At 36.9% G+C, this 25,429-nt stretch carries 25 protein-coding genes; 8 read left to right on the plus strand and 17 right to left on the minus strand.

What is annotated here, in order from left to right:
- Position 1: 1 nt before the first annotated feature.
- Both xdhB and xdhA read right to left on the minus strand, forming a co-directional pair.
- Positions 2-2,377 (minus strand): xanthine dehydrogenase molybdopterin binding subunit, encoded by a 2,376-nt coding sequence (gene xdhB, locus ACPF64_RS17225; protein ID WP_426454760.1) that lies wholly within the window; start codon positions 2,375-2,377, stop codon positions 2-4.
- 1 nt (position 2,378) lies between these two features.
- On the minus strand, positions 2,379-3,878 hold the full coding sequence (gene xdhA, locus ACPF64_RS17230; RefSeq protein ID WP_426454762.1) for a xanthine dehydrogenase small subunit: 1,500 nt from the start codon (positions 3,876-3,878) through the stop codon (positions 2,379-2,381).
- A gap of 261 nt (positions 3,879-4,139) precedes the next feature.
- Between xdhA and folE the strand changes: the two genes are divergently transcribed.
- Positions 4,140-4,688, plus strand: a complete 549-nt coding sequence (gene folE, locus ACPF64_RS17235; protein ID WP_005039113.1) for a GTP cyclohydrolase I FolE — start codon at positions 4,140-4,142, stop codon at positions 4,686-4,688.
- A gap of 151 nt (positions 4,689-4,839) precedes the next feature.
- Positions 4,840-5,991, plus strand: a complete 1,152-nt coding sequence (blaADC, locus tag ACPF64_RS17240) for an ADC family extended-spectrum class C beta-lactamase (RefSeq protein WP_426454764.1) — start codon at positions 4,840-4,842, stop codon at positions 5,989-5,991.
- Positions 5,992-6,059: 68 nt separating this feature from the next.
- Here blaADC and ACPF64_RS17245 read toward each other — a convergent pair whose 3' ends face one another.
- The 4 genes from ACPF64_RS17245 to hemE form a co-directional block, all read right to left on the minus strand.
- Positions 6,060-7,952 (minus strand): DUF4105 domain-containing protein, encoded by a 1,893-nt coding sequence (locus ACPF64_RS17245; protein ID WP_426454766.1) that lies wholly within the window; start codon positions 7,950-7,952, stop codon positions 6,060-6,062.
- Positions 7,953-8,013: 61 nt separating this feature from the next.
- On the minus strand, positions 8,014-8,484 hold the full coding sequence (locus ACPF64_RS17250; protein ID WP_005039106.1) for a DUF3015 family protein: 471 nt from the start codon (positions 8,482-8,484) through the stop codon (positions 8,014-8,016).
- Positions 8,485-8,634: 150 nt separating this feature from the next.
- A complete protein-coding gene (locus ACPF64_RS17255; protein WP_005039105.1) occupies positions 8,635-9,429 on the minus strand; it encodes a DUF817 domain-containing protein in 795 nt (264 codons plus the stop codon).
- A gap of 5 nt (positions 9,430-9,434) precedes the next feature.
- Complete coding sequence (hemE, locus tag ACPF64_RS17260; RefSeq protein WP_003650543.1) at positions 9,435-10,508, minus strand: uroporphyrinogen decarboxylase; 1,074 nt, start codon at positions 10,506-10,508, stop codon at positions 9,435-9,437.
- A gap of 301 nt (positions 10,509-10,809) precedes the next feature.
- On the opposite strand from hemE, the gene ACPF64_RS17265 reads away from it, so the two are divergent.
- Together ACPF64_RS17265 and ACPF64_RS17270 are read left to right on the plus strand one after the other, a co-directional pair.
- Positions 10,810-12,048 carry a L,D-transpeptidase family protein gene (locus ACPF64_RS17265; protein ID WP_151743314.1) on the plus strand — a complete coding sequence of 413 codons (1,239 nt, stop codon included), beginning with the start codon at positions 10,810-10,812 and terminating at the stop codon, positions 12,046-12,048.
- 189 nt (positions 12,049-12,237) lie between these two features.
- Entirely contained in the window at positions 12,238-12,924 is a 687-nt protein-coding gene (locus ACPF64_RS17270) for a pirin family protein (protein WP_426454770.1), read from the plus strand.
- A gap of 34 nt (positions 12,925-12,958) precedes the next feature.
- Here the strand turns inward: ACPF64_RS17270 and ACPF64_RS17275 are convergent, their stop codons facing one another.
- Positions 12,959-13,201 carry a hypothetical protein gene (locus tag ACPF64_RS17275; RefSeq protein WP_005039096.1) on the minus strand — a complete coding sequence of 81 codons (243 nt, stop codon included), beginning with the start codon at positions 13,199-13,201 and terminating at the stop codon, positions 12,959-12,961.
- 47 nt (positions 13,202-13,248) lie between these two features.
- Positions 13,249-13,872, minus strand: coding sequence for a helix-turn-helix transcriptional regulator (locus ACPF64_RS17280; protein ID WP_004643545.1), 624 nt, complete (start codon positions 13,870-13,872; stop codon positions 13,249-13,251).
- 255 nt (positions 13,873-14,127) lie between these two features.
- Here ACPF64_RS17280 and ACPF64_RS17285 point away from each other — a divergent pair, with 255 nt between their 5' ends.
- Entirely contained in the window at positions 14,128-15,096 is a 969-nt protein-coding gene (locus tag ACPF64_RS17285) for a threo-3-hydroxy-L-aspartate ammonia-lyase (RefSeq protein WP_426454773.1), read from the plus strand.
- Positions 15,097-15,211: 115 nt separating this feature from the next.
- Entirely contained in the window at positions 15,212-16,123 is a 912-nt protein-coding gene (locus ACPF64_RS17290; protein WP_426454775.1) for an ornithine cyclodeaminase family protein, read from the plus strand.
- Between the two features lie 95 nt (positions 16,124-16,218).
- Here the strand turns inward: ACPF64_RS17290 and ACPF64_RS17295 are convergent, their stop codons facing one another.
- The 4 genes from ACPF64_RS17295 to ACPF64_RS17310 all read right to left on the minus strand — a co-directional run bounded on the left by ACPF64_RS17295 (position 16,219) and on the right by ACPF64_RS17310 (position 19,800).
- A complete protein-coding gene (locus ACPF64_RS17295) occupies positions 16,219-16,833 on the minus strand; it encodes a M17 family peptidase N-terminal domain-containing protein (protein WP_426454777.1) in 615 nt (204 codons plus the stop codon).
- 18 nt (positions 16,834-16,851) lie between these two features.
- A complete protein-coding gene (locus ACPF64_RS17300; protein ID WP_426454779.1) occupies positions 16,852-18,312 on the minus strand; it encodes an alginate export family protein in 1,461 nt (486 codons plus the stop codon).
- Positions 18,313-18,421: 109 nt separating this feature from the next.
- Entirely contained in the window at positions 18,422-19,336 is a 915-nt protein-coding gene (locus ACPF64_RS17305) for a glyoxalase (protein ID WP_426454781.1), read from the minus strand.
- Positions 19,337-19,368: 32 nt separating this feature from the next.
- Positions 19,369-19,800, minus strand: a complete 432-nt coding sequence (locus ACPF64_RS17310; RefSeq protein WP_198079677.1) for a DoxX family protein — start codon at positions 19,798-19,800, stop codon at positions 19,369-19,371.
- Between the two features lie 329 nt (positions 19,801-20,129).
- Here ACPF64_RS17310 and ACPF64_RS17315 point away from each other — a divergent pair, with 329 nt between their 5' ends.
- Positions 20,130-20,987, plus strand: a complete 858-nt coding sequence (locus ACPF64_RS17315) for a LysR family transcriptional regulator (protein ID WP_426454783.1) — start codon at positions 20,130-20,132, stop codon at positions 20,985-20,987.
- A gap of 33 nt (positions 20,988-21,020) precedes the next feature.
- Here the strand turns inward: ACPF64_RS17315 and ACPF64_RS17320 are convergent, their stop codons facing one another.
- The 4 genes from ACPF64_RS17320 to ACPF64_RS17335 all read right to left on the minus strand — a co-directional run bounded on the left by ACPF64_RS17320 (position 21,021) and on the right by ACPF64_RS17335 (position 23,212).
- Positions 21,021-21,581 (minus strand): TetR/AcrR family transcriptional regulator, encoded by a 561-nt coding sequence (locus ACPF64_RS17320; RefSeq protein WP_426454785.1) that lies wholly within the window; start codon positions 21,579-21,581, stop codon positions 21,021-21,023.
- 805 nt (positions 21,582-22,386) lie between these two features.
- Positions 22,387-22,593: a hypothetical protein gene (locus tag ACPF64_RS17325; protein ID WP_004643550.1), complete on the minus strand. Its 207-nt coding sequence runs from the start codon at positions 22,591-22,593 to the stop codon at positions 22,387-22,389.
- Positions 22,594-22,661: 68 nt separating this feature from the next.
- Positions 22,662-22,889 (minus strand): hypothetical protein, encoded by a 228-nt coding sequence (locus ACPF64_RS17330; protein WP_003650533.1) that lies wholly within the window; start codon positions 22,887-22,889, stop codon positions 22,662-22,664.
- A 107-nt stretch (positions 22,890-22,996) separates the two neighbouring features.
- The gene (locus tag ACPF64_RS17335) at positions 22,997-23,212 is read right to left on the minus strand and encodes a cold-shock protein (RefSeq protein WP_003650532.1); all 216 of its coding nucleotides are present in this window, start codon (positions 23,210-23,212) and stop codon (positions 22,997-22,999) included.
- A 655-nt stretch (positions 23,213-23,867) separates the two neighbouring features.
- On the opposite strand from ACPF64_RS17335, the gene ACPF64_RS17340 reads away from it, so the two are divergent.
- The gene (locus ACPF64_RS17340) at positions 23,868-24,731 is read left to right on the plus strand and encodes a hypothetical protein (RefSeq protein WP_426454788.1); all 864 of its coding nucleotides are present in this window, start codon (positions 23,868-23,870) and stop codon (positions 24,729-24,731) included.
- Positions 24,732-24,853: 122 nt separating this feature from the next.
- Here ACPF64_RS17340 and ACPF64_RS17345 read toward each other — a convergent pair whose 3' ends face one another.
- A complete protein-coding gene (locus ACPF64_RS17345) occupies positions 24,854-25,366 on the minus strand; it encodes a phage antirepressor KilAC domain-containing protein (protein ID WP_426454790.1) in 513 nt (170 codons plus the stop codon).
- Positions 25,367-25,429 lie beyond the last annotated feature (63 nt).

Below are 25,429 nucleotides of genomic sequence, written 5' to 3' on the forward strand. Positions count from 1 at the left end.
TCTACATTTTAGCTTGTGGGCGGTCAGCCAAAGTTTGTCCCCGTCCAATAGCAATTGCACTTAAAATTTCTTCGGCAGTTGCTGGCGCATTAAGTACGAGCGGTGCATTTTCTGGAATAGCCGCCTGTACCGCCTGACGAATTGCAGAGAAAACAGATAATGCCAACATAAATGGAGGTTCACCTACCGCTTTGGAGCGATAGATGGTGTCTGCCTGATTTTGGTTATTAAACAGTTTGACGTTAAAAATATGAGGAATATCAAAACTGGTCGGGATTTTGTAAGTTGAAGGTGCATGCGTAAACAAGCGTCCTACATGTGGGCCTTGTGGCTGCCAATACAACTCTTCTGTGGTGAGCCACCCCATCCCTTGAACAAAGCCACCTTCAATTTGCCCAATATCAATTGCAGGGTTAATCGACCGACCAACGTCATGCAAAATGTCAGCACGTAATACTTTCATTTCCCCAGTTAAGGTATCTATTGCGACCTCACTGACTGCTGCACCATAGGCATAATAGAAAAATGGACGCCCTAAATGGTTGACCTGATCGTAGTGAATTTCTGGTGTTTTATAAAAACCACTGTCCCATAGTTGCACCCGTGCCATATATGCCCGTTGAACTAAGTCAGGAAATGTCCATGAATGTCCATTCGCTGTTGAAACCATACTATCTTCAAACTGGACTTGCTCAGCATCACTTTGACTTATTTCTGCTGCAAGTTTTGCCAGACGCTCACGAATTTTAATACAGGCATTTTGCACAGCTTTACCATTTAAATCCGCTCCACTCGATGCTGCAGTTGCCGAAGTATTTGGCACACGAGAAGTATCGGTTGCAATTAAGCGAACACTATCAATTGGTAAACCCAACTCATGCGCAGCAATCTGCCGTACTTTGGTATATAGCCCCTGTCCCATTTCTGTACCGCCATGCGTAATAGAGACAGTGCCATCCATATACACATAGACCAATGCACCAGCTTGATTGTAATGCACGGCGTTAAACGAAATACCGAACATTAATGGTGTTAACGCAATACCGCGTTTAATGATGTCATTATTCTGATTAAAGGTATGAATGGTCTGTTTACGTTTCGCATAATCACTACTTTGCAACAATTCGGCCACCAGTCGAGGAGCAACATTATCACGGACTTCTGCCCCATAATGCATACGATCACGTCCGGCACCGGGCTCTTCGGCAAAGAAATTACGCTGACGAATTTCAACCGGATCACAATCTAAATAACGAGCAATGTCATCAATAATATTTTCAATGACAAACATGCCTTGCGGCCCACCAAAACCACGATATGCGGTATTGGACACAGTGTTGGTTTTACAACGTAAGTTACGTAGCTCAACTGCATTTAAATAATAGGCATTGCCAATATGGCAAATTGCTCGTTCATTCACTGGCCCAGAAAGATCAGCCGAAAAGCCGCAGTTTGAAGCCAATTGCACTTTTAAGGCTTGCAAAATACCAGTGTCATCAAAAGCCACAGACCACTCATAAGCAAAACCGTGACGTTTACCTGTGGCACTCATGTCATCATCACGATCTAAACGTAACTTACACGGACGGCCTGTTTTCTCTGCGGCCAATGATGCAATGCATGCCCATTGTGCCGACTGAGATTCTTTACCGCCAAAACCACCACCCATACGGCGGCTTTCCACACTTACCTGATGCATATTCATGCCTAATGCATGACAAATCAGCAACTGCATTTCTGTTGGATGTTGTGTCGAGCAATAGACTTTTAGGCCCTGATTTTCTTGTGGAATCGCATAGGAAATCTGTCCCTCTAGGTAAAAATGCTCTTGCCCACCCAACTCAATAGCACCTGAAAGTTGATGTGCAGCATTTTGAAATGCCTGTTCAACTTCACCATGACTAAATTCAACAGGCGGTAACACCCACGATTCTTTTTCAATCGCATCTTGAATTGTTAAAATCGGGGTTTCTGGCACATACTCAATTTTTGCCAACCGAACTGCCTGACGGGCTTGCTGATAACTCTCGGCAACAACCACAAACAAGGCTTGTCCATAAAATTCGACCTGCTCCTCAACAAAAATCGGGTCATCTTTAACAATTGGTCCCCAATTGTTTTCAACCTCAATATCCTTTGCTGAAAAAACTGCATGGACACCATTGGCCTGACGTACTGCATCCAAATCAAACTTACTGATTTTACCTTTGGCACAACTTGAAAATCCGACTGCTAGATGTAATGTATTTTCAAGCTCAGGTAAATCGTCGATATAGGTTGCCTGCCCAGTCACATGTAAATGTGCACTTTCGTGTGGAATCGAGTCGCCTGCTTTAGCAGATTTTTTAGAAACACTTAAGTCAATGGTTTGATTCATGTTAGATCTCCACCAGAGCAATCAAGTCATTCACACGAGTGATCGCTTGAGACAGGATTTTTTCTACATAAAACCGCTGTAAACAGTTTTTCGCGACTTGTAAACGATATGCCGAGCTAGCCCGTCCATCATCTAGAGGCTGATAGTCTTGCGACAACACTTGCTGTGCCTGAACCATCAATTCCGCTGAAAGTTGCCGACCTTCCAATATGGCTTCTGCGTATTTTGCACGTTTGGGAATAGCAGCCATGCCACCAAAAGCAATTCTTACATTGTGAGCGACGTAATGAGTATCTAACTCGCATGAAATAGCCGCACATACCGCAGAAATATCTTGCTCAAAACGTTTGGCAATTTTATAGCTGGCAAATTTAAAGCGTGTCTGCCCTTCACGAAGTGGGATAACAATCGCTTCAACAAACTCGCCAAGCTGTAATGCTGTTTTTTGATAATCTAGATAAAAATCTTCCAAGGCGATTTCACGAGTCTGTTCACCTACACGTAAAATCAATCGTGTATCTAGCGTAATTAATGCCGGCATTGAGTCACCAATAGGTGAACCATTAGCAATATTTCCACCTAGGGTTCCCGCATTTTTAATAGGCATAGAAGCAAAACGGCGCTGTAATTCTTGAAAGTCAGGATAAAAATCTGAAATTTTGATAAGTGCATCACTCAAACTTACATTTGCCCCAATCGTTAAAGCATGCTCGGTAACTACAATCTTTTTCAGCTCTTCAACCTGACCGATATAAAGCATGTCGCCTAAATCACGGCCCTGCTTGGTTACCCACAAACCGACATCTGTGCTACCAGCGACAATACGCGCTTGCGGCAATTGCAAACGTAAAGCGGCAAAATCCTGTAAAGTCTTTGGTGCAAAAAATTGCTGGCCATGATCATTCAAATGCAATGCAGGTAATGCTTTGATCTCTTTTAATACATCAAGTACTTTTTGACGTTCTAATACAACACGTGGATAGTCATAAGCTTTTTGTGCTGCATCTAAAATAGGTCGATAGCCTGTACATCGACACAAGTTTCCAGAAAGATAATCGCTGATTTGATCTTTGCTCGGAGAATGTTGTTCATTTTCATACATTGACCATAACGACATGATAAAACCGGGCGTACAAAAACCGCATTGTGAACCATGCAAATCGACCATCGCCTGTTGTACTGGATGAAGTGTCCCAGCCTGAGTAGGCAATAACGTATGAAGATCTTCTACTGTAAATAAGGCCTTACCATCTAAAGTCGGTAAAAACTGAATACAGGCATTCACACTCCGCAATTGCAAGCTGTCATTGACCAACTCACCAATCACGACTGTACATGCACCACAATCGCCCTCAGCACAGCCCTCTTTTGTACCGGTCTGCCTAGTCTTACCAGTTTGGGTATATTCTCGCAGAAATTGTAAAACCGTCATGGTAGGTAATACATTTTCCACTTGCTGCTGACCACCACGGAAAAAAAAGGTGATTGGACGTTCTGACATGTTTTATCCTTATGCTCTATAACACTGCATCTGTGCAAATATGATGCCACTAGGCGCTCATTTAGAACTTACCAACATTAAATGCATATTTCATGTTCAAACTCTTGACTATTAACGATAAAAAACATGAAATTTATTCATCTTTTATTAAACGCGCGCAAAACCAAAATAAATATAGTGCGTCGAGTTATGAACATCTGGTTATGTTTCTGATACAATGCCGAGCTTGTCTAATAGAGTAAATTTATACGTCTTATGTCAATGCAGCAATCGTACGCAAATATTCTGACTGCCGTCGGTGAAGATCTTAATCGTCCCGGCCTTAAAGATACGCCTGTGCGTGCGGCTAAAGCTTTTTCATATTTAACTTCTGGCTATAGTAAAACTTTAGAAGAAGTCACCAATAATGCTGTTTTCCCATCAGATAACCATGAAATGGTATTGGTGAAGAATATTGAATTCTATTCGCTTTGCGAACATCATCTCCTCCCGTTCTATGGCCGTGTTCATATTGCCTATCTACCGGAAGGCAAGGTTCTTGGCTTATCAAAATTTGCACGTATTACTGAAATGTTTGCACGCCGTTTGCAAATTCAGGAAAACTTGACTCAGCAAATCGCAGAAGCTGTGGCTGAAGTGACTGGTGCTCGAGGTGTTGCTGTCGTCATCGATTCAGCACATATGTGCATGATGATGCGTGGTGTGGGCAAACAAGAGTCAACTACTCGTACAGTTTCATTTATCGGAGACTTTAAAACCGATAAAGAATCACGACGTGAGTTCTTGAGTGCAGTACCAGAAAGTTACTAAATTCTTTTTAGTGATAAATTTAAAAGCCCAACTTAGTTGGGTTTTTTTATATCTAAATACAGCGTTTATTCTATAAAACATAACAATTAAATTATGTGATTTTTGTTATAAAAGTACGTCCCTTCACTTTAAAATGTTTGATGAGTTGATAATGCGATTCAAAAAAGTTTCTTACTTAATTCTACCTTCTCTTTTTATTTTTAATACCTCAATTTATGCAGGTAACACATCAAAAGAACAAGATATCAAGAAAGTTGTTGATCAGAACTTTAAACCATTATTAGAAAAATATGACGTTCCCGGTATGGCGGTTGGTATCATCCAAAACAATAAAAAGTACGAAATGTATTATGGCCTACAATCGGTTCAAGATAAAAAATCCGTAAATAGCAATACGATTTTTGAGCTAGGTTCAGTCAGTAAATTATTTACTGCCACGGCAGGTGGATATGCCAAAACGAAAGGAAAAATCTCTTTTGAAGACACCCCAGGAAAATACTGGAAAGAGTTAAAAAATACACCGATTGACCGAGTGAACCTACTTCAACTTGCAACCTATACGAGTGGCAACCTTGGCTTACAGTTTCCAGATGAAGTTCAAACAGACCAACAAGTTTTAACCTTTTTCAAAGACTGGAAACCTAAAAACCAAATTGGTGAATATAGACAATATTCAAACCCAAGTATTGGCCTATTTGGAAAAGTTGTAGGCTTATCGATGAACCAGCCTTTTAGTCAGGTTTTAGAAAAGACAATTTTTCCGTCTCTTCACTTAAAACATAGCTATGTGAATGTTCCTAAAACCCAGATGCAAAACTATGCATTTGGCTATAACCAAGAAAATCAGCCGATTCGCGTCACCCCTGGACCATTAGATGCTCCTGCATACGGCGTTAAATCTACATTACCTGATATGCTGAGTTTCGTTAGTGCCAATCTAAATCCACAAAAATATCCGACTGATATTCAACAGGCAATTAATGAGACACATCAAGGTTTCTACCAAGTAGGTACGATGTATCAAGCATTAGGCTGGGAAGAATTCTCTTATCCAGCACCTTTACAGACTTTATTAGACAGTAACTCTGAACAAATCGTGATGAAACCTAATAAAGTGACTGCTATTTCAAAAGAACCTTCAATCAAGATGTTCCATAAAACTGGTTCAACTAACGGATTTGGAACTTATGTCGTGTTTATTCCCAAAGAAAATATTGGTTTAGTCATGTTAACCAATAAACGCATTCCAAATGAAGAACGTATTAAAGCGGCTTATGCTGTACTAAACGCGATTAAGAAATAATTGTCTTTTCTGAAAAACAAAAAAGAGAAATGAATAATCTCATTTCTCTTTTTTCTTGCTAATACTACTTAAAAGAACCAAACGTAGCCTAAACTAGATTTCATCCAGTCTTGATGATTTTGTTGTTCATAATCCCAGTTTAATCGAACGGCATTATTGCTATTAATCACATATTGCAATTGAGTATTTACTCTCAAATTCCATTGATTTTGGTCTTCCCAATAAGGCAATTCAATTTGCACCACAGAGTTGAAGTGTTCAAACCACTGATTCATACAACCTAAAGTCGGGCCCATTCCCACACGCCATCCTTTATCTAGATTTGAGCCTGCTTGTAGATAGGATTGTAGTTGCCCATAGCAAATATGTTTGCGCTCATAGTCTGCAAGACTGTAACCAACCTGAGCATTAAAATTTACCACACCGTGTTGTTTTTCTTCACTAAAGCTTCCATCATGAATTGCTTCCTGACGCCAGCCTAAGTTAAATCCCCAACTCAGCGGTGCTTTAAAAGGTTGAATCGGGTTATAGGAATTTACTTCTAACAGATCAAGACGTTCTAGCTTTAAATGATCATCTCGCCACTGCGCATTACCATTTAAAAAAAGTAATTGAGTCCCAGCACGGTATCCCCCTTGAGGATCTATTAAGTCGTGATAGGCTTGTCGATGACCAATTTCGATAAACTTATCGCCTTGGACTTCACCAACTTTCACTGAAATATTACGTGCATTATGGCCTTGAGTGGGCTCTTTTGTCGGTCGTTTAGGTTCTTGACGCTGTTTGTCTAAATCAATCTGGCTTCTGAGTGCTAAAAGCTGGCGCAACTGTGGCTGAGCAACGCTTTCTTCTATTTTACGGCTGGTAAATTGAAGATATAAATCATCATATGCCATCTCTAGAATTTTGGCCTGATCTTGCTCACTAAAGGATTTCAAAACCTCAGAAGACTGCTTAATTGGCATCATCGTAATTTGATGTGCAACCTTCGCGAGTGAGGCACCATGCTGATGAGCTTGGGCCAATAGCTGGGTTTCTAAAGCAGGCCGATATACAGGAGCTTTGGTGAGCCCTTGCTGTTGCATCGATTTAATGGTTTCCATCGGAATAGATGCATAAGTAAACTTTTCTTGTAAGTTAGACTCAGGTTTTACTAAATCGACCAAGCCTAATAACCTATAGGCACAGTTATCACTGACAAAATAATAAGGAAAACTTACATGCTGCATTTCCCAAATATGGCTTACTAAAAACCGCGTTTCTTCAGGGGAAAGTTTCAGCTCATATTCCCATAAATCACGGCTTTCGAAATCACCGTACTCTTTTACCTTACGATAATAAGGCATAAGTGAATATTCACCCGGATATTGCCCTGTTAAACCTTTCCATGCATATGACCAGTTGTCATTCCCCGCCACAGTTGCTGCATAATTTACGGCGTAAGAGACTAAATTTAATTGCTGCTGATCTTTGGGGTCTAAACGCAATAAAGTATGACCAAACATTGAGCTAGGGTTGCCCATAAAATCTGTCGCATAAATTAATGTGGCTTTATAAGGCTTAATCTGTCCAATCCAGTTTTCAAATTCTGAACATTTAACTTTAGGCAATTCATTTTCTTGAATACCTACTTTTTGTATGAGCCATTGGCTTCGAGCCGGAAACTTACAACGAATCGACTGATTATCTTGAGCAGGTATAAATAATGCCGAGATGTCAGCTTTTAGTTCTTCTTTTAAATTATTTTTCCCATTTTCTGACATGAAATAACCAGAATAAGTGACGTCACTTTTATGGTTTTTATTCGCATACATGAGCCTTTGCCATGTGATGTCTTGATCTAAATTTTTTTGTTCTGCAATGGACCAATATTTTTGAATAGATGGATTTATATCTGCTGAATACGCAATATTAACTGCCAAAGAGGCAAAAACTAAAACAACTGACTTCATTAAGCTCATCAATTTTTATCATTAAATATAAGAAAAACCCTGCCATACGACAGGGTTTTCAATTTCAAACTTATACGTAAGCTTTTAAAACGTCGTCTTTAGCCATTACAGTTTGTAATGATGCTAAAACTTGAAGGGTATTTTGATTATTTGCTGAATAGATTTCACCAAAGTTTGCTTTTGAAACTTTAAAGAAACGGTCTTTATCTTGAGGTTTAATTTGCATTAACTCAGCAAGTACGTTCAGGCTTTCACCTTGGCCTACTGCCATATCACGTGCTAAAGCTTCTGCATTTTCATTTGTGAATGTTACAACTTGCGCTGTTACTGTCCCGCCTTGACGGCAGCCTAAAGTACCGAAAGTGATCCCTAATAATTGGTTAGTAAAAATACCGTTTGTTGTTGCAGCAAGAATCTTAGGCGCTACTCCTTTTTTGCCAGCCCATACTTGTGTACCCACACCACAACCCACATCGTTGTCAGCCATTGCAACACTTGAACCAGCTGCTAACAATGCAGCTAAAGCTATTTTTTTTAACATAGATGTATATCTCCAAAAATCATTATTGATTGTTTCTTATGTCTTGTATTGTTATGTGTAATTTTTATTACACGATATTAAAGATAGCGAGAAGGCTACGATTTAGCAATTAAAAAATAAACAATATGATGAAAAGTGCTAAAGAAAAATTTACCTTAAATTCCAATTACCTTGATTATCTCGATTACCTAATATTTTAAGAACCAATACCAAGCTTAAAAGTAATAATAAATACCACGACCCAAGCTTGCCCCACCCCACCATATGCCAAGCATCAACCTGACTTGGATAGAGCCAAATTTTATAAAATGTACTTATATTTTCAGCAATCCAGATGATAAATGCGAGCGTCAATAATATCGGTAGCATCGGGATTTTAAATTTATGTTCATTTATTTGAAAATAAAGTTTTGTTTTCCAGAAAATAAAAATACTAATCGCGAATAAAATATAGCGAATATCGGGAACAAAAAATTTACTCATAAAATTTATATATGAGAAAAATGCCAGTAATAGCATAGTTCCAAAATTTGGAAGCTTTTCAAAAGACACTTGAAACAGTCGTATTGAACGTGCGAAGAAGCTACCTACAGCCGAATACATGAAACCAGCAAATAACGGCACTGTTAAAATTTTAAATACGGCGGGCTGCGGATATTGCCATGAAGCAATTGCAGGATGAGTCAAAAATATTTCCATGACCATCGCCATGACATGAAATAAAGCAATGACTTTGGCTTCTGCCCATGATTCAAGTTTTAAATACAATAGACAGATCTGGATCAGCACAGCATAGATGAGTAAATAATCATAACGATAGAACCCCATATATTCATGGCTTCCCATCGGTGCTGTTAAGGCAAAAGCAATTAAAAGCAAAATACCAAACAAGGCTGCCGAAACAGCCTTGCCGATAAATTGAAACGGTAAAGTTAGATATTGCACAAAAACTATCCTAGATATTTAGCACTATACTCATGCACTGTATCTACAAAGATTTTTGGTTGTGCAGGGTCTACCCACTGAGTAATCCCATGGCCTAAGTTAGCAATGTAACCCGTCTTTTCACCATTTGCGTATGCGTCATCCAACATGGCTTTCACTGCTTTTTCAATTGAAGCAGCCGAACCATATAAAACAGCCGGATCAAGATTCCCTTGTAAAGCTACGCGTCCAGCCACCGTAGTTCGAGCTGTATCTAATCGCGTAGTCCAATCTAAACCTAATGCATCTGCACCTGTGCTAATCATTGGTTCCAACCATTGACCGCCACCTTTAGTGAACACAATGATAGGAATACGTCGACCGTCTTTTTCACGTTGCAAACCAGCAATGATTTTATTCATATAGTTTAAAGAGAATTCGACATATTCACGATGTGCCAATGCCCCGCCCCAGCTATCAAAGATCTGGATCGCCTGAGCACCTGCATCAATTTGAGCATTTAAATAGTCAATTACAGAGTCTGCTAAATGATCAAGCAAAGCATGCAAAACTTCAGGTTGGGCGTACATCATTTGCTTGGTAAAACGGAACTCTTTACTTGAACCACCTTCAACCATATAAGTTGCTAGAGTCCAAGGGCTACCAGAAAAACCAATCAGGGGAACCTGACCACCTAAAGCAGAGCGAATTGTACTTACAGCGTTCATGACATAATCAAGGTCTGATTTTGCATTTAACTTAGGTAAATTCGCCACATCTTGTTCAGTACGCACTGTTTTATGAAATTTTGGTCCTTCACCTGTTTCAAAATAAAGACCTAAACCCAGTGCATCTGGAATTGTTAGAATATCTGAAAATAAAATTGCTGCATCTAAATCATAGCGACGCAAAGGTTGTAAGGTCACTTCACAGGCAAAATCTGTATTTTTACATAAAGATAGGAAATCACCTGCTTTTGAACGTGTTTCACGATATTCAGGCAAATAACGCCCTGCTTGACGCATCATCCATACCGGAGTGGTATCTACAGGTTCGCGTAACAAAGCACGGAGGAAACGATCATTTTTCAAAGTCGTCATTACCAATCTCTATCTTCTTTATGTGGCAGCATCATATCAAAAACAGAGACATTTTTATAATTTCAATTTCACACAAAAAACTCGTCAATCTACTAAAAAATGCATATTTACACAAAACTCTACTGCAAGCTGTGGGCTTTTCTGCAATACTTGCAACATGTTACATTGGGGTCATTGATATTCTTTTAATCACTAAATTGCCAATCTTGGGCTCATAGAAATGAGTTATTGGTAGTTTTATGCACTTTGAGATTAGATCAATCCCCTATTGCTTATATGAAAATTCTTAAGGTTGAATTACATGTTTGTTCGCTCATTACTCGCTATGAGTTTAAGTTGTATTATTGCTAATGTTGCTTTTGCTGCTTCAACAACTGAGCAACCCCTGAACCCTAAAAAGGTATCAGCTCCTGTAGAAGATCCGATTGATCCTTTAGCAGTAGATGCAGCTTCAACTGTAAAAGCTCAAGCTTCGACACAAATTACCGCTCAAGAACAAAACGACTTAAATCGAGCGTCAACAACATTACAAAATTTACAGAAAACTGAAGATCCAAATGCTGAATCAGGCATCGCGGCGTCTACTCCAGCTGTTGCTAAAAGCACTGCTGCATCTACGGCTCCTGCGACAACCGCTGCATCATGGACTTTAGATAGCTTAAACTCGGCAGAATGGTCTGAAAATATTGGTAAAGGCCAACTTCCAGTTTATGCGCGTGCACATGTAATGCTCAATAATGCACATGCTTCGCCTGGTGCAATTGACGGCATGAGCGGTAAAAATACATTAAAAGCAATTTCTTCATTCCAACAAATGAATGGTTTATCACCTACTGGTGACCTGACCAAAGAAACTTGGGATGCATTGGTTGCTAAACAAACCAAGCCAGCATTTATTGAATACACAATTTCTGATGCTGACCTAAAAGGCCCATATGCTGAGTCGATTCCTTCTGACTACGCATTGCAAGCTAAAATGAAAGGTTTGTACTACACCCGTGTAACCGAAATGTTGGGCGAGAAGTTTCATATTGATGAAGCTTTCTTAAAGAAAATTAACCCGACTGCGACATTCAAAAAAGCGGGTGAAAAAATCATTGTTCCAAACGTACGCAATGATTTACCAGAAGACATTCATTTGATTATTGCCCATAAAGGTGCAAAACAATTGTATCTCTTCAATAGCCGGAACCAAATGATTGCCTCATTTCCTGCAACAATTGGCAGTACTGATACGCCTTCTCCGGCCGGTACTTACAAGGTAGTTGGTGTGGCTCGTAACCCTTGGTACAGCTATTCACCTTCGAACTTCGTACAAGGTAAAAACTTAAAACCTCTTTCTTTACCACCTGGCCCGAATGCTCCAGTAGGTAATATCTGGATTGGTTTAAGTAAAAAATCATTCGGTATTCACGGAACACCAAATCCATCTTTGATTTCTAAAACAGCATCACACGGTTGTATCCGTTTAACAAACTGGGATGCAAACGATTTAGGAAATAAAGTACGTTCTGGCGTAACTGTTAAATTCCTTGAGTAATCAATATATTCTTTAAAAGACCTGCCTCTATGGCAGGTTTTTTTATTATCAAAAATGCAACACTAAAACAAAAAATCCAAGAATCATATCAATTTTGAAACGACATGTTGCAGTAATCCTATTTTTCTCCCCCATATAGAGCGTTAATATATTTCTCAAGAGATAAATAAAAATTTGGGAGATTAGATCATGAATGCTTACGTACATCGTGGTGAAGATCGAGGTCATGTAAAAGCGGGTTGGTTAGAGTCATATCATAGCTTTTCATTTGGTAGCTGGTACAACCCTAAATATATGGGTGTCAGTGCTTTACGAGTCATTAATGACGACAGAATTGATGCGCATAATGGTTTCGGTACGCACTCGCATGACAATATGGAAATCTTAACCTGTGTGCTAGATGGTGCAATTTCACACCGTGACACGATGGGAAATGAAGGTCAAATTAAAGCAGGTGAATGGCAACTCATGAGTGCTGGCACAGGTGTTGCCCACAGTGAAGTTAACAACACTGATACGCCTGTACATTTATTACAGATCTGGATTATTCCAGATGTAAGAGATGCAGAGCCCAATTACCAACAAATTAGTCTTGACCCACGTAAAGATCCAAATAAATGGCATTTAATTGCAGGACCTGATGCAAATGCACCAATGCATATTCGCCAAAATGCAGAAGTAAAATCTGCCGTATTGGAAAAAGGACATGAGTTAAGTGTTGATCCGGTTAAAAAAGTGAATTATATCCACGTTATTTCAGGTGTAATCCGCATTGGCGATCAAGAAGTTAAAGCAGGCGATGCTTTCGTATTTGAGGATAAAGCGACGATTCAGGCAAACGAAGATAGTCAATTTATTTGGTTCGACTTACCTTAAATTAATCAAAAGCCCTTTGAACAAAAGGGCTTTTTTAATCTCCACCACCACCGCCCCCATCACATCCTCCCGAATCTGAAGATGATGATGAACAGTCATTTGAATAACTAGAGCTATGATGACTAGGGCTATTATCGTGAAAATGATGGGTTGAAGAAGATGAATAATCATGCTCGCCAGATGACGAAGAATTTTTTAAATTTCTAAGCAGTGCAATTAAACAGATCAGACCAATACTGGAAAAAATCGCAATAAACACAATAATAAATAACTTCAAATAATGACCTCCTTGATCAAGCTAAACACACATTAAAATAAACTATTTTAAGTTTCCTTCACATACAAATAGGCACTCGCTCTTGATATACCTAAATGTTGTGCAACCGTCTCTACAGCCTTTTTAATGTCTAATAAACCATTATTCTTTAACTCGTGTATTAATTGTTTTCGCTCATTGAGTTTTAACATACGCGGCGTAGTGGCATGTTTTGATGCAAATTGATCGATATATCTTCGAATTGCTTCAGACCCATTCGGTTCCAAATTTTCAATAATGTTGTCAGTTTCAATTTTAGTAAACTGGTCTAAAGCGCTTTGCATGCCCCTAAATAGGGTTAAATCAATATTCATACATAAAGCGGCCACATATTCGCCCTCTTCATCTTTAATACCAATCGAAGTACTTTTTGCGGGGCGGCCATCTGCAAACTGGTTTGCATAGTTTGAAATAAGATTTGGAAATTCTGGAGACATAATTCTTGCCAGCCCTAACTCTGTTGCTGGATCTCCAATTTTTCGACCAGATAAATTATTGTGTATTGAGAGTATGGCATGTTCAGGATTTGTTAAGTCATGGACAACAACTTCGCAAAATGGAAATAGAGTTTCACTTAACCCCTTCGCGATTGTATCTAGTTGAGTGAGTAAATGTTTATCACGATTTCCCAATGTATTTCCTCCAAATGACTTGCTTACTATTTCAAACCCTAGCGTGAAGTATGTAATAGTAATTTAGACTTTTTATCTAATTTTAAACTTAATGTAAATCAAAATCTTATATCTCATTGTTATAACATCAGAAAATAAAATTAGACATTTTATCTAAATATATATATTTTATCTAAACAAGGTCAATATATTGTGAATTGCTTGAGCAATACGAAATCTTGCATCCGAAAACATTGAATAGAATTAGGTTTAATTATGAAAAATTTAACCCTTCCAACTTATGAAGATGTCGCAGCCGCTGCTGAGCGTATTAAAGGTTTTGCAAATAAAACCCCTGTTTTAACTTCACGTACTGTTAACAATGAATTTGAAGCAGAAGTATTCTTTAAATGTGAGAATTTTCAGCGTGTTGGTGCTTTCAAATTTCGTGGTGCAATGAATGCGCTTGCACAGTTCGATGAGGCGCAAAAAAAAGCTGGTGTGGTTGCTTTCTCTTCGGGAAATCATGCTCAAGCGATTGCACTGTCAGCAAAAATCCTTGGCATCCCTGCAACAATCATCATGCCCAAAGATGCTCCTGCTGCAAAAATGGCAGCGACACGAGAATACGGCGGCAATATTGTTGAATTTGATCGTTATACAGAAGATCGAGAACAAATTGGAAAAGAGATTGCCGAAAAAAATGGTCTGACATTAATTCCATCTTATGACCATCCGCATGTGATTGCAGGTCAAGGAACTGCTGCAAAAGAGCTATTTGAAGAGGTTGGTGAGTTGGATTACCTCTTTGTATGTTTAGGTGGCGGTGGCTTATTGGCTGGCTCTGCCTTATCTGCTCGTCAACTCTCTCCGAACTGTAAAATATATGGTGTTGAACCTGCTCTAGGAAATGATGGGCAAATGTCCTTTAGAAAAGGAGAAATTGTTCATATTGATACGCCCCAAACCATTGCCGACGGTGCTCAAACTCAATATTTAGGCAAACTAACTTTTCCTATTATTCAAAAGAATGTAGATGACATTTTGACAGTAGAAGATGAAGACCTCATTAGCTGTATGAAGTTCTTTGCTGAAAGAATGAAGATGGTGGTTGAACCGACAGGATGCCTTGGATTTGCTGCTGCGCGTAATTTGAAACATGAGTTAAAAGGCAAACGTATAGGCATCATTATTAGTGGTGGGAATCTCGATATTTCTAAATATGTAGAGTTTTTATCAGCTTAATAAAAGTCGATGTCTATCTATGATGTCAGTTAAAGCGTCATGGATAGACATTACAAGCTACTCGTCTCTCGAACTGTTCACGTCTTAATTTAAACATCAACTTTTGGAGATGGCTATGAGATTTATTTCTGAGTCTGAATCTTCTGCTCTCATCAATCATGAACTCGCTTATGATGCAATTTACGAAGCTTTAATTGCTGCAACTCAACCCGACACTAAAAGTTTTCCTGTGGTTCATGGTCAAGCGTCTGATACAAAAAATACCTTTAGTATTAAATCATCTGCTAATCAGCACTTAGCTGGTCTTAAAGTCGGTTCTTTTTGGGAAGATAACCCTAAAAATGGTTTACCACGCCATAACGCGCTCATTTTATTATTTAATCAAGCCAATGGAAAAATGGCGGCAGCCATCGAAGCAGGCAAAGTAAATGCCTTCCGTACAGCGGCTTCTAATGCTGTTGCAACCAATCTACTAGCAAGAAAAGATTCAAAAGTATTAGCCATATTTGGTACGGGAAATCAGGCCAAATATGAATGCGAGGCATTAGCGAGAATTAGAAACTTCGATCAGGTTTTGATTGTAGGACGCGACCAAAATAAAGCTGAAACAATGGCAGAAGACCTAAAAAAGTTAGGGATTGAGATTAAAATTACGAGTGCAAAAGAAGCCTGTAAACAAGCGGATATTATTGTGACAGCAACTTCCTCTCAAACCCCTCTTTTTAAAGCAGAATGGGTCAAAGCTGGTACTCATATTTCATCGATGGGGTCTGATAAACAAGGCAAACAAGAACTTCCTCCAGAATTATTTTCACAGAGTGGTTTATTCTGTGATCTTAATACTCAGTCTAAAGTCATTGGTGAATTCCAGCATGCACCTGAATCTGCAACTTTAATAAATATCGGTGATGTACTTTTAGCAAACACCCAAGGAAGGCAATCTCAGGAACAAATCACAATTTATGATAGCTCAGGGTTATCTATACAAGATTTATATATCGCCCAAAAAATTTTAGAAATTTCTTAAAATTTATCATTTAACTGCATCATTCAGGTTGATGCAGTTAAGTTAAAACGTGTTTCTTTTATACCTCTTTACCGAATTCACTTTAAAAACAAGAATTAATCTTCAGTAAAAATTTTGGCAAAAGACGTTCTATATTGTTCAGCCTTAACGTCATAATTTTGAAAACCCGCATCAAATACCCACCTTTCAATTTCAGACTTTTTGACTAAATTTTGCAAATAAAGCTGATTATGTCTGTCTAATTCTTCTTTTAAGCTTCTTAGCATGAGTTCATTTAAACCAGCGGGAGGGTTAAGACCTGTATCTAAAATACTCGGCGCAAATGCCACACTTTTTAGTTCCAGTTGATGCGCTGTTTTCACAGCAGTTTTTATCGCAGCCCCTATTTTCTCTAACGTAAAATCTTCTGGCGCACCCATTCCTATCAATAAAACTTTAGAAGCTTGTATTGTTGAGGGAGTTTGATTTATTAAAAGAGCATCATTCAAATTCGCGCTGAACCAGTTATTTTTCCGTATTTCATTTAGTCTTCCATTTAGAGCGTCATCTAAATGTGCCAAACCGCCCGAAAAAGGACGGTTATTCATTTCATGTTCAAAGATACAAGCACAAGAAAGATCAACTTCGGCCGTGGTGCAATCCCAAGTCACGAGTTCAATGTCTAGATTTTGATAATGTCCAATTTTAGTTTGCTTTAAATCTGTGCTCATATTTTTACTCTTTTAGTTTTACCAGCCATATTTAAGTTCAAGTCCTAAATAATTTGAGTCTTTGCCTCCTGCTCTCTTAATCGTATCTCCAACTTCAAAGTGAACTCCTTCGGCAGCCACAGACAAATTAGAATTTATTTTTTGATCTGCTCTTAGTTGAATATATGCCCCCGTCCAGCTTGAACCTTGTCCTGCGGTGTTCGCCATGCTGTTATTACCTTGGAAATAAATCGCATCGTGGGTGGTTTCACGCCATTGAAAACCTAATGCACTTAACAGAGTGAGTTTATCGGAAGGCTTAAGTGTCAGAGACGGTTTGATATGAATAATATTGCTGTAGCCACTATAACCCGCCAAAGTAAAATATGAGCCATTTGCAAAAAGCTGGTTAAAGGTATTGAGTTCATTATCGTTGGCACTTTTATCGCCTGTGGCAATATCAAACTGGACGCCTAAACGCGGCGACCAAGCTTGCTCAGCAAAAGTGTATCCTGTAATGCTACTGAGTCCCCATGCCTGAATAGATTGCGCTCCAATCCTTCCATGTTGAAGCATACCCTCAACATCCCAATCGATATTGTTCTGTTTACCCATATGACGAACATCATATAAGTCTCGAATCTCATTACCCTTAACACTTGTAAAAGATGCATTATCTCGCTCATAACGCGAGTAGTAACCCGATAACTCACCGCCCCACACATTTTGTTTATCAACGCGAAAACCGCTAAAACTTAAATTTCGTTTCGAGTGGTCATTAAAATTTGAATCTTTTTCAATTTGAACGGGTCTGGTGAGATAACCTAAAACTCTCCAATCGCCATATTCATAACCTGACCAAATTCCATCAAAGGCTTGCCTAACGTTTGGACCTTCTCGATTCGAAATAAAGCGCTGTAAGTCAAAAGCCATTTCTTGACGCCCTACTCTAAATTTAAAAGTTCCATTATTTAGAGGACTCACCCACGCAATAAAAGCTTGTTCCACATCAAGTCTATTCTGATCTGTACTTGCAATATTCTTTTTATCAAACGCTCGTGCATCGCTTAGCTGAGTAAATAATTGTAAATGATCGCCAATACGTGCATCTGCATGAACTTGTAATCTTTGAATTAAATAACGATCTGCTTGATTATTTCCACTGCCAAATCTCGCATTATTATTGACTTCAAAACGCTCGCGAATATTTGCACCCAATGACAAATAATTATTATCGCCAAAAGGTATATATTTGAAGTCGTCTCCTATTTTCTTTGGTACACACGGATTTTTTAAAACATCCCAATTTTCTTGCCAACGATTGTTTGAGATTTTTGGACGAGTTGGACATACATTTGTATTTGAAACTTCATTTTCTGCATGAGCAAATTCATAAAGAAATAAACTACCCGTTAGCAATAAACTCATTTTAATTATTTTAAGGTAAGTTTCTGAGCACTTAATTCGATAGTTTCTATGATTAGAAATATGCGGGGCCATCTTGTTATCCATGGTAATAAATAGGTCATTGCAGAGACTTAGTCTTTTTCGCTCACATTGCCCTTGGACAATATGAACGTTGTTTTCTATCAACATTTAAGCCAATAAATTACTTTATGGGTGCATGAATTTCGGCAATATAACCACCTGGGAACTGCACCATCGCTGCCTCACGACCCTCTGATTTATAGGCATTGACCAGAACTGTCACACCAGCTTTTGTCGCTTTATCTAAAGTCTCAGATAAATTTTTGACTTCATAACCCGTCATATCATGCCCATATGGATAAGGAAGATGACCATCGGTGACCAACACTGTCATTTTGCCAAAATCAGATTCAACGCGAATACGTCTATACGTTTCATTTGGTCGTCCAATTTCTACACCAGCAGCCTTTGGATTATCTGAAACCACTTTACCGTGCGAGAAATTGACGAACTTTTTAACAAAAGAGTCAGTACTTTGTTTTGAAATATAAATACGATTTTCTGGAACAGTTTCTAACTTGTTATAGTTAGGTTTAGTCGTGTGCCAATAAAGCTGCATATTCACGCCACCCGGCCATTGAATGACCACATCACGCCCGATTGGGTCTGGAAATGCATCTACAATCACATCTGCACCGTTTGCTTTAGCTGCTTGTACGGCTGCATCTATATCTTTGACTAAATAGCCTGTTCGCTCCAAACCAAAAGGATATGGAACCGGAGTTTTAAAACCAAATACAGACAGTGTTCCAACTGGAGTCAAGACAAGTTGAGACATGGTCTGGCTTGGTGTTGGAGTCACCTGAAAAACGCCCTGTTTAGATTTCGTTCCCCCAAAAGTCGCCACTAAGCTATCGGTAAATTTATCAAAGTCTTCGGGGTTCACATAAACATGCGTTGTATCGTATTGAGGGGCTACACCGGGCGCTTCACTTTTTACACTCGTTGTTGTTTTGGCTAAAACTTGAGGAACAAAGGCAACATTTGTGCCCACTAGCATTGTGCTTAAAAGCAAGGCTGATAAGGATTTACGCATAAAAGACTCCTGTTTATTTTGGGTGCTATAACTTATTGTGACTTCGTTTTTTGATTAGAAAGAATGGTGACCATAACCAATGCAGCGATGAGACCAAGGTGTTCAAAGAAACTATTAAACGTACTAAAGAATGCTGGACCTGTATGATTCCAAAAATCGTTTGCAACAAGCATCGCTATTGCGGTTAGACAGCCTAAAGCTCCAGCCCCTAGCCAGACAAACCGATTAAAAATAACCAAGAGCGAACCAACAATTTCAATAACAATCGCTGTAGCTGCCCAGAGCCAAGCAGGCTGTAAACCAAAACTTGCTTGCTCCTCAATTGCCAGATGAAACCCTATGAATTTATTAATCCCCCCCACTAAATAAGCCGAAACTAATGCAACTCTTAGAAGTGGAAGCAACCCATGAATTGATAAAATCTTTTTCACCCATACAGGATTATTATTAATCAAGTCACTCATCTATTTACCTCATTGATATTTCAATTTTCTAATACCCAATGAATTTATAAAACACTAAAAATATCAATTAAAAAATATAAAATTAACTCTTTAAAGTGCATATTAATATTCTCAAGAATAGTTAATTTTAATTTAAATATATAAAATATTATTTATATCACTTACCACCAAAAACAAAACAAACCATTAGGCTATATAAAATCAAAAATAAATGTAAACTACTAGATATTTATTTAAATACAAACTGTATCCTTAAAAGATACAATGATTGATAACCATAAGATCATAATATAGTTTAGCGACACGCCAACTTAGCCTTTCAAAATTTAATGGATAAACTAGACTGTATTAATACTTTTATCAGCGTTGTCGAAAATGGAAATTTTAGTAATGCCTCTAGAAATTTAGGAATCAGCAGAGATCAGGTTTCTAAAAGAATTTTTTATTTAGAAAGTCTATTTAGTACATCATTGTTTACTCGTAATACCCGAAAAATGGACCTCACCCGCTCAGGAGAGAAGTTCTATCAACGTTGTAAAGTCATTGTTGAAGAGCTAGATTTAGCCGCTAATGACTTTATATATGATCAAAAGTACCCTGAGGGTATATTAAAAATCAACGCTCCTCATGCTTTTATTCAAACTTGCTTTTCAGATATTATTTCTAATTTTCTAATTCAATATCCGAACATAGAAATTGACCTCTTATTTTCAGAAAAAACAATAGATATCAATGAAAGTAAATTTGATATTGTTTTAAAAATTGAAGAAGACATTAAAGAAGAAAATATTTTTATTCTAGACACCTATAAAAGAAATTTCTATGCAACATCTACTTTTTTAAATAAGCATGGAAAACCTAAAAGTATAGAGGAATTAAGAAAACATAATATATTATTATATTCAGGGTCAGATTTAAAAAACAAAATTATTAATTCACACCCTCAACTGATCTGCAACAATATCGAAATCCTGTTAGATTTATGCAAGAAAAATCAAAGTATTTTATTTATACCTGATTTTTTAGCAAAGAAATATGAAGACGACGGAGTTATTATTAATTGCTCACAAGACATCTTTTCATCAAAACTTCATTTTTATGCAACCACCCCTTATGGATCAAAAATTCCAAAAAAGGTTGAGCTTTTCTTAGACTCGTTAAAGCAACATTTTTCTAACGATCACTGAAGCTTTATAATTTAGTTTTTCAATCACATGCTGCTATGCGTTTTTCATCCCCATCAAAAAACAATCTAGCACCTTCTCTCGCTCGATTGCCACATCTGAGCTTAAAAGCTGAATAATTGCGCCTTCAATCATATATAGAAATAGTTTGGCATCTTGAAATGAAACATCAGTTTTTAGCAATCTAAGCTGACTGTAGATTTCATTGATTAGCCAAGTTCTATACCTCACTGCGGTTTGGTAGGCTTTTGGATAGGTCAGTTTCGTTTCAAAAATGGCTTTAAATAATAAATAGTAGTGCCCCTCTAAATCGGTATGTAAGAAATAAAGTGCCTTGAGTTTATCAATCGCGCTTGTGTGGTTAGCGCACTCAGCAATTGAAATCACTTTTTCTTTTAGCCGTTCTTTCTGCACAGTCAAACAGATTTCAATAAACCGCTCTTTAGAGTGAAAATAATGATAAAAAGTCGCTTTTGGAATTTCAGACTCTTTCACAATTCTGTCGACCCCAACCGTATGAAATCCGTGATGGTGAAATAAATGAATCGACGTATGAATGACTTGAATAGCACGCGTTGGGAGAACTAAATTTGGCATAGTTTTACCGTTATAAATTAAATTTTTTTGTATATGAATGAGATACAAAATCCGCCACCCTTTTTTGGGAGAAAAAAAGGCATAGCAAAGCCATAAAGACTGTGCTTGGCACATCTCAAGTTTTATTGTTAATGCAAGTTTTTTGAGTCGTAATGACTTAAAGCCTGAGAACCTTAAAGGTCATCAAGCTGCTTTAAATTTTTAAGTTGTGTCGTTATAGCTTTTGGCAAAGGCTGCCAAGAAATTAAGAATGTGCAAAGCCAACTCCTTTTTATTGGGAGTCCTGCCAGACATTTATAGAATTATGGTGGCAGAACGGAAGAAGGTTGACAGACTAGTATTATCTCAAACTAGCACACCCGAAAGTGTCCCTCTCCCGTCCTACCGCTACGGGAGGGAACGAGTGGTACACCACACAAGGCTATTCCTCAGAAGAAATAACTCTGATGCGGGAGATAATATTCAGCCTGTCAAAGCCGGCTGGCAATGTGGCCAGCAGGCAAAGGATAAGCTTCACATTTGTTGCAGTCAAGCACACAAAATGACATTTGCTTTAAATTAGATCATTAAAAAGTAAGGTTAAATAATGAATAAGTTATTGTTAAATTGGGGTTTATAAAGTTGCGGAATTTTGAGATATAGGGGTTTAGGAAACTAGAAATGCGCTAGTGCGGCTTCCGCCACCTGCGCTTTATTATTAAAGTTATTGTGTAATTGAGTATTTGCAATATGCCCTAAAGCTATGAGGGTTTTCTATTTTTAAAAGAACGCTATCCTGCAACGATAAATATACTGCGTTGATAGATTAATTTATTTTATCAATTTTAAAAATTTTACCACTTAGAGTACTTTGAAAAAACATTTCAAAACCCGGTCGTATATCTTCACCTTCAACTGTAATGTATTTTAAATTAGAAAAACATTGAGTATTAGCGAAATAATTATCTACTGTTGCCTGAATGACGTATTTAATTCCAAACTGGTCTTTGACACTGATATTTTGTTTAAGCATGACGATATCCTAATAAAATTATGGCAGAAATAATGGACCCGCCTAAATATCCAATAGCAAGCTGAGTTTTAACTAACTCTATAATCTAATTTAAATAGTTGATTTATAGACGCATAAAAGGTGCGACCATCTAAATTTAAATCAACTTCAATTCCAGAGGAAAGAAGAACTCTTTTACCAACTTCAACAGTTTTAAAACCTTCACGTGTATTTTGTATTCTATTTAGAGGAATTAAAGACACTAAAATTTCTGTACCATTTTTAGATTTTGCAATTAAATCATTTATTTTTAACAATTTATATCCTAAATTAAAATTTACTTATAATCTTAAAATAATTTTAAAATTAATTTAAAGTGAAAAGCACTCATTAGTGCTTTTCATTTATGACTGCTTATAATTATTTATAGAGCAACAATATTTACAGCATTTGGGCCTTTTTGGCCTTGTGCAACACTGAATTCAACACGTTGACCTTCAGCAAGAGTTCTGAAACCTGAGTTAGCGATTTCGCTAAAATGAGCAAAAACGTCTGGTCCTGATTCTGGTTGGATAAAACCGAAACCTTTAGCTTCGTTAAACCACTTAACAGTACCTTTCATGATATTTGAATTAGACATAATACATCCTAGTTTTTTTAAAAATTTAAACCATTTTATTGGTTATGAGTAACATCGAAATAATAAAGAATGGAGCTGAAAATCTGAAAAAAACGAAGGATTATGACTAATACTGCGGTACTTAGAGAAGATTTACCAAACATGACTTTTTCTAGTTAAGTTCATTGTATACGAAAAATAAAATTAATCAAGTTTTCTAATATATATATTTATTTTATTTATAAAATAAGGTGAAGTTCTGGATTCTAGGTGTTTATAAGGGGGATGCTCAATGCAGGCAGGCAAAGGACAGTGCTCTACCCTTTTGCAGTCAAGCAAATGAAATTTGTTTTAAATTAGATCATTAAAAAGTAAGGATAAATAATGAATAAATGATTGTTAAATAGGGATTTATAAATGAGTGAACAAATTTCGCTCTTTTTAAAGGGATGATTGAAGATATTTAGTCTTATAAATTGCTTTTATCCAATATAATATAAACTTTGAGTGATATATTAAAACTTTCTTTAATATTCTCTAAAGATATCGAGTTGATGGAATCATTTTAATAAAAAATTTCGAAAAAATAAATAAATTTATAAATTCTATTACAAGAATAATGTCAATAAAAAATCATGTATAATAAATTTAAATTCGTTAAAACAAGGGTTTAGGCATGAACAAAACTTTAAAATTATATAGTTTTAAAGATAAAGATATGTGTGAGATTAAAGAACTAAATGCAACAAGTATCAAGTTAATTGAAAACTATGAAAATATTTTAAGAAAATTTGATGAAAGATTTTTTTTATTTTATTGCATTCAAGAAAATTATAATTCTTTTAATGATGATCTTTCTTCATTTGTAAAAGATATAAAGATTGAGGAATCACACATTGCAAGTATTAATTTTATAAAAATCAATAGGATATTTAACAGAGGTTTAATAAATATATTAGCGGCATTTAAAACTATGTTGGAACATCTTGAAACTAGTATAAAAAGAGAGTTTGGTGAAGAATCAAATGAAATTAATTTCTTTAAAAAAATTCAGAAAGATGAATTCGATAATAATTTTTCATATTCTTTCTGCTACAAATTAAGAAACTATATTCAACATTGCAGCACACCCAGCTTAAAATTCTCTTTAGAATATTCAAGGAATAATTCAGATGAACCCACTGTTTCTTCAAAATTTCATTTCAATAGAGATGATCTAATTAAAAATTATGATAGTTGGGGCCCCGTTAAAGAAAGGTTATCCTTAAAAGAGGAAACATTTTGTGTTTTCACGGTATTGAACGAACTTATTAATTCAATAACTAGAATATTTATTGAAATGAAAGAAATATTTCAATTTGAACAGATTAAAAAAGCAAAAAACTATATTATTTCTTTGCTCAATGAGGAAGAAGGTTATATAGGTCAAGATTACGCTATAGGAATTTTTGATAAAGAAAAAGGTTTAAAAGCTAATATGATAAAAACCTCCCTATTAAAAAGTTTTAATGATTTTAATGAAATAATTAACTCTTATTAATAATATTGCTGTGACAAAAGTGCTATTCCGTATCTTTAAATGGTGGAAACTCTTTTTTAAGAGTTTCCCACTCATTCACGGTACCTTATATTGATTATTAAGCACCTTTAAAACTCATTATCTTAGACATCCTTACTAAAAGCTTTAACCAAGATACTCATCCCCTTAGGAAGGATGAAAAACTCTATCATAGTGAAAGTATACTGATCACCATTAGGGCGAACCCGAACAACTTTCTCATATTTGGTTTCACAATAACCACGTGACTGACTATAGTAAGTTGAAGTACGCACATTGTTAAGGTGACGATCCCAATTATGTTCCCGCAGCCAGCTAGCTAATATTTGTCTTTTAATATTCAAGATTTTGCATACTTGCTGAAATTTCACTCCTGTAGGTGTTTGAGTAATGGTGTCGATCGTTCGCTCTAAAAACTGATTCTGAGTTTTAAGATGAATTACTTGTTCTGTATAGTCTAAAAGAGCACGGCGTAAAGCATGAGGGTTTGAAATATCTACCACCACTTTATCCCCTTTAGAGAAAATTGGATCATTTAAAATAGGCTTACCTAAAGCATTACGCTTAATACTTGATAGTTCACCAACTTGATGGCAGATAACTCGGTTTAATTGCATTTATTTAGCTCCACATAGGTTTATGTTGTAGAGCTAGTATGTTTATGATTTTATTTATTAATC

Source organism: Acinetobacter sp. KB005 (assembly GCF_049949095.1).
In the GTDB taxonomy this organism is placed as follows: Bacteria; Pseudomonadota; Gammaproteobacteria; order Pseudomonadales; family Moraxellaceae; genus Acinetobacter; species Acinetobacter calcoaceticus.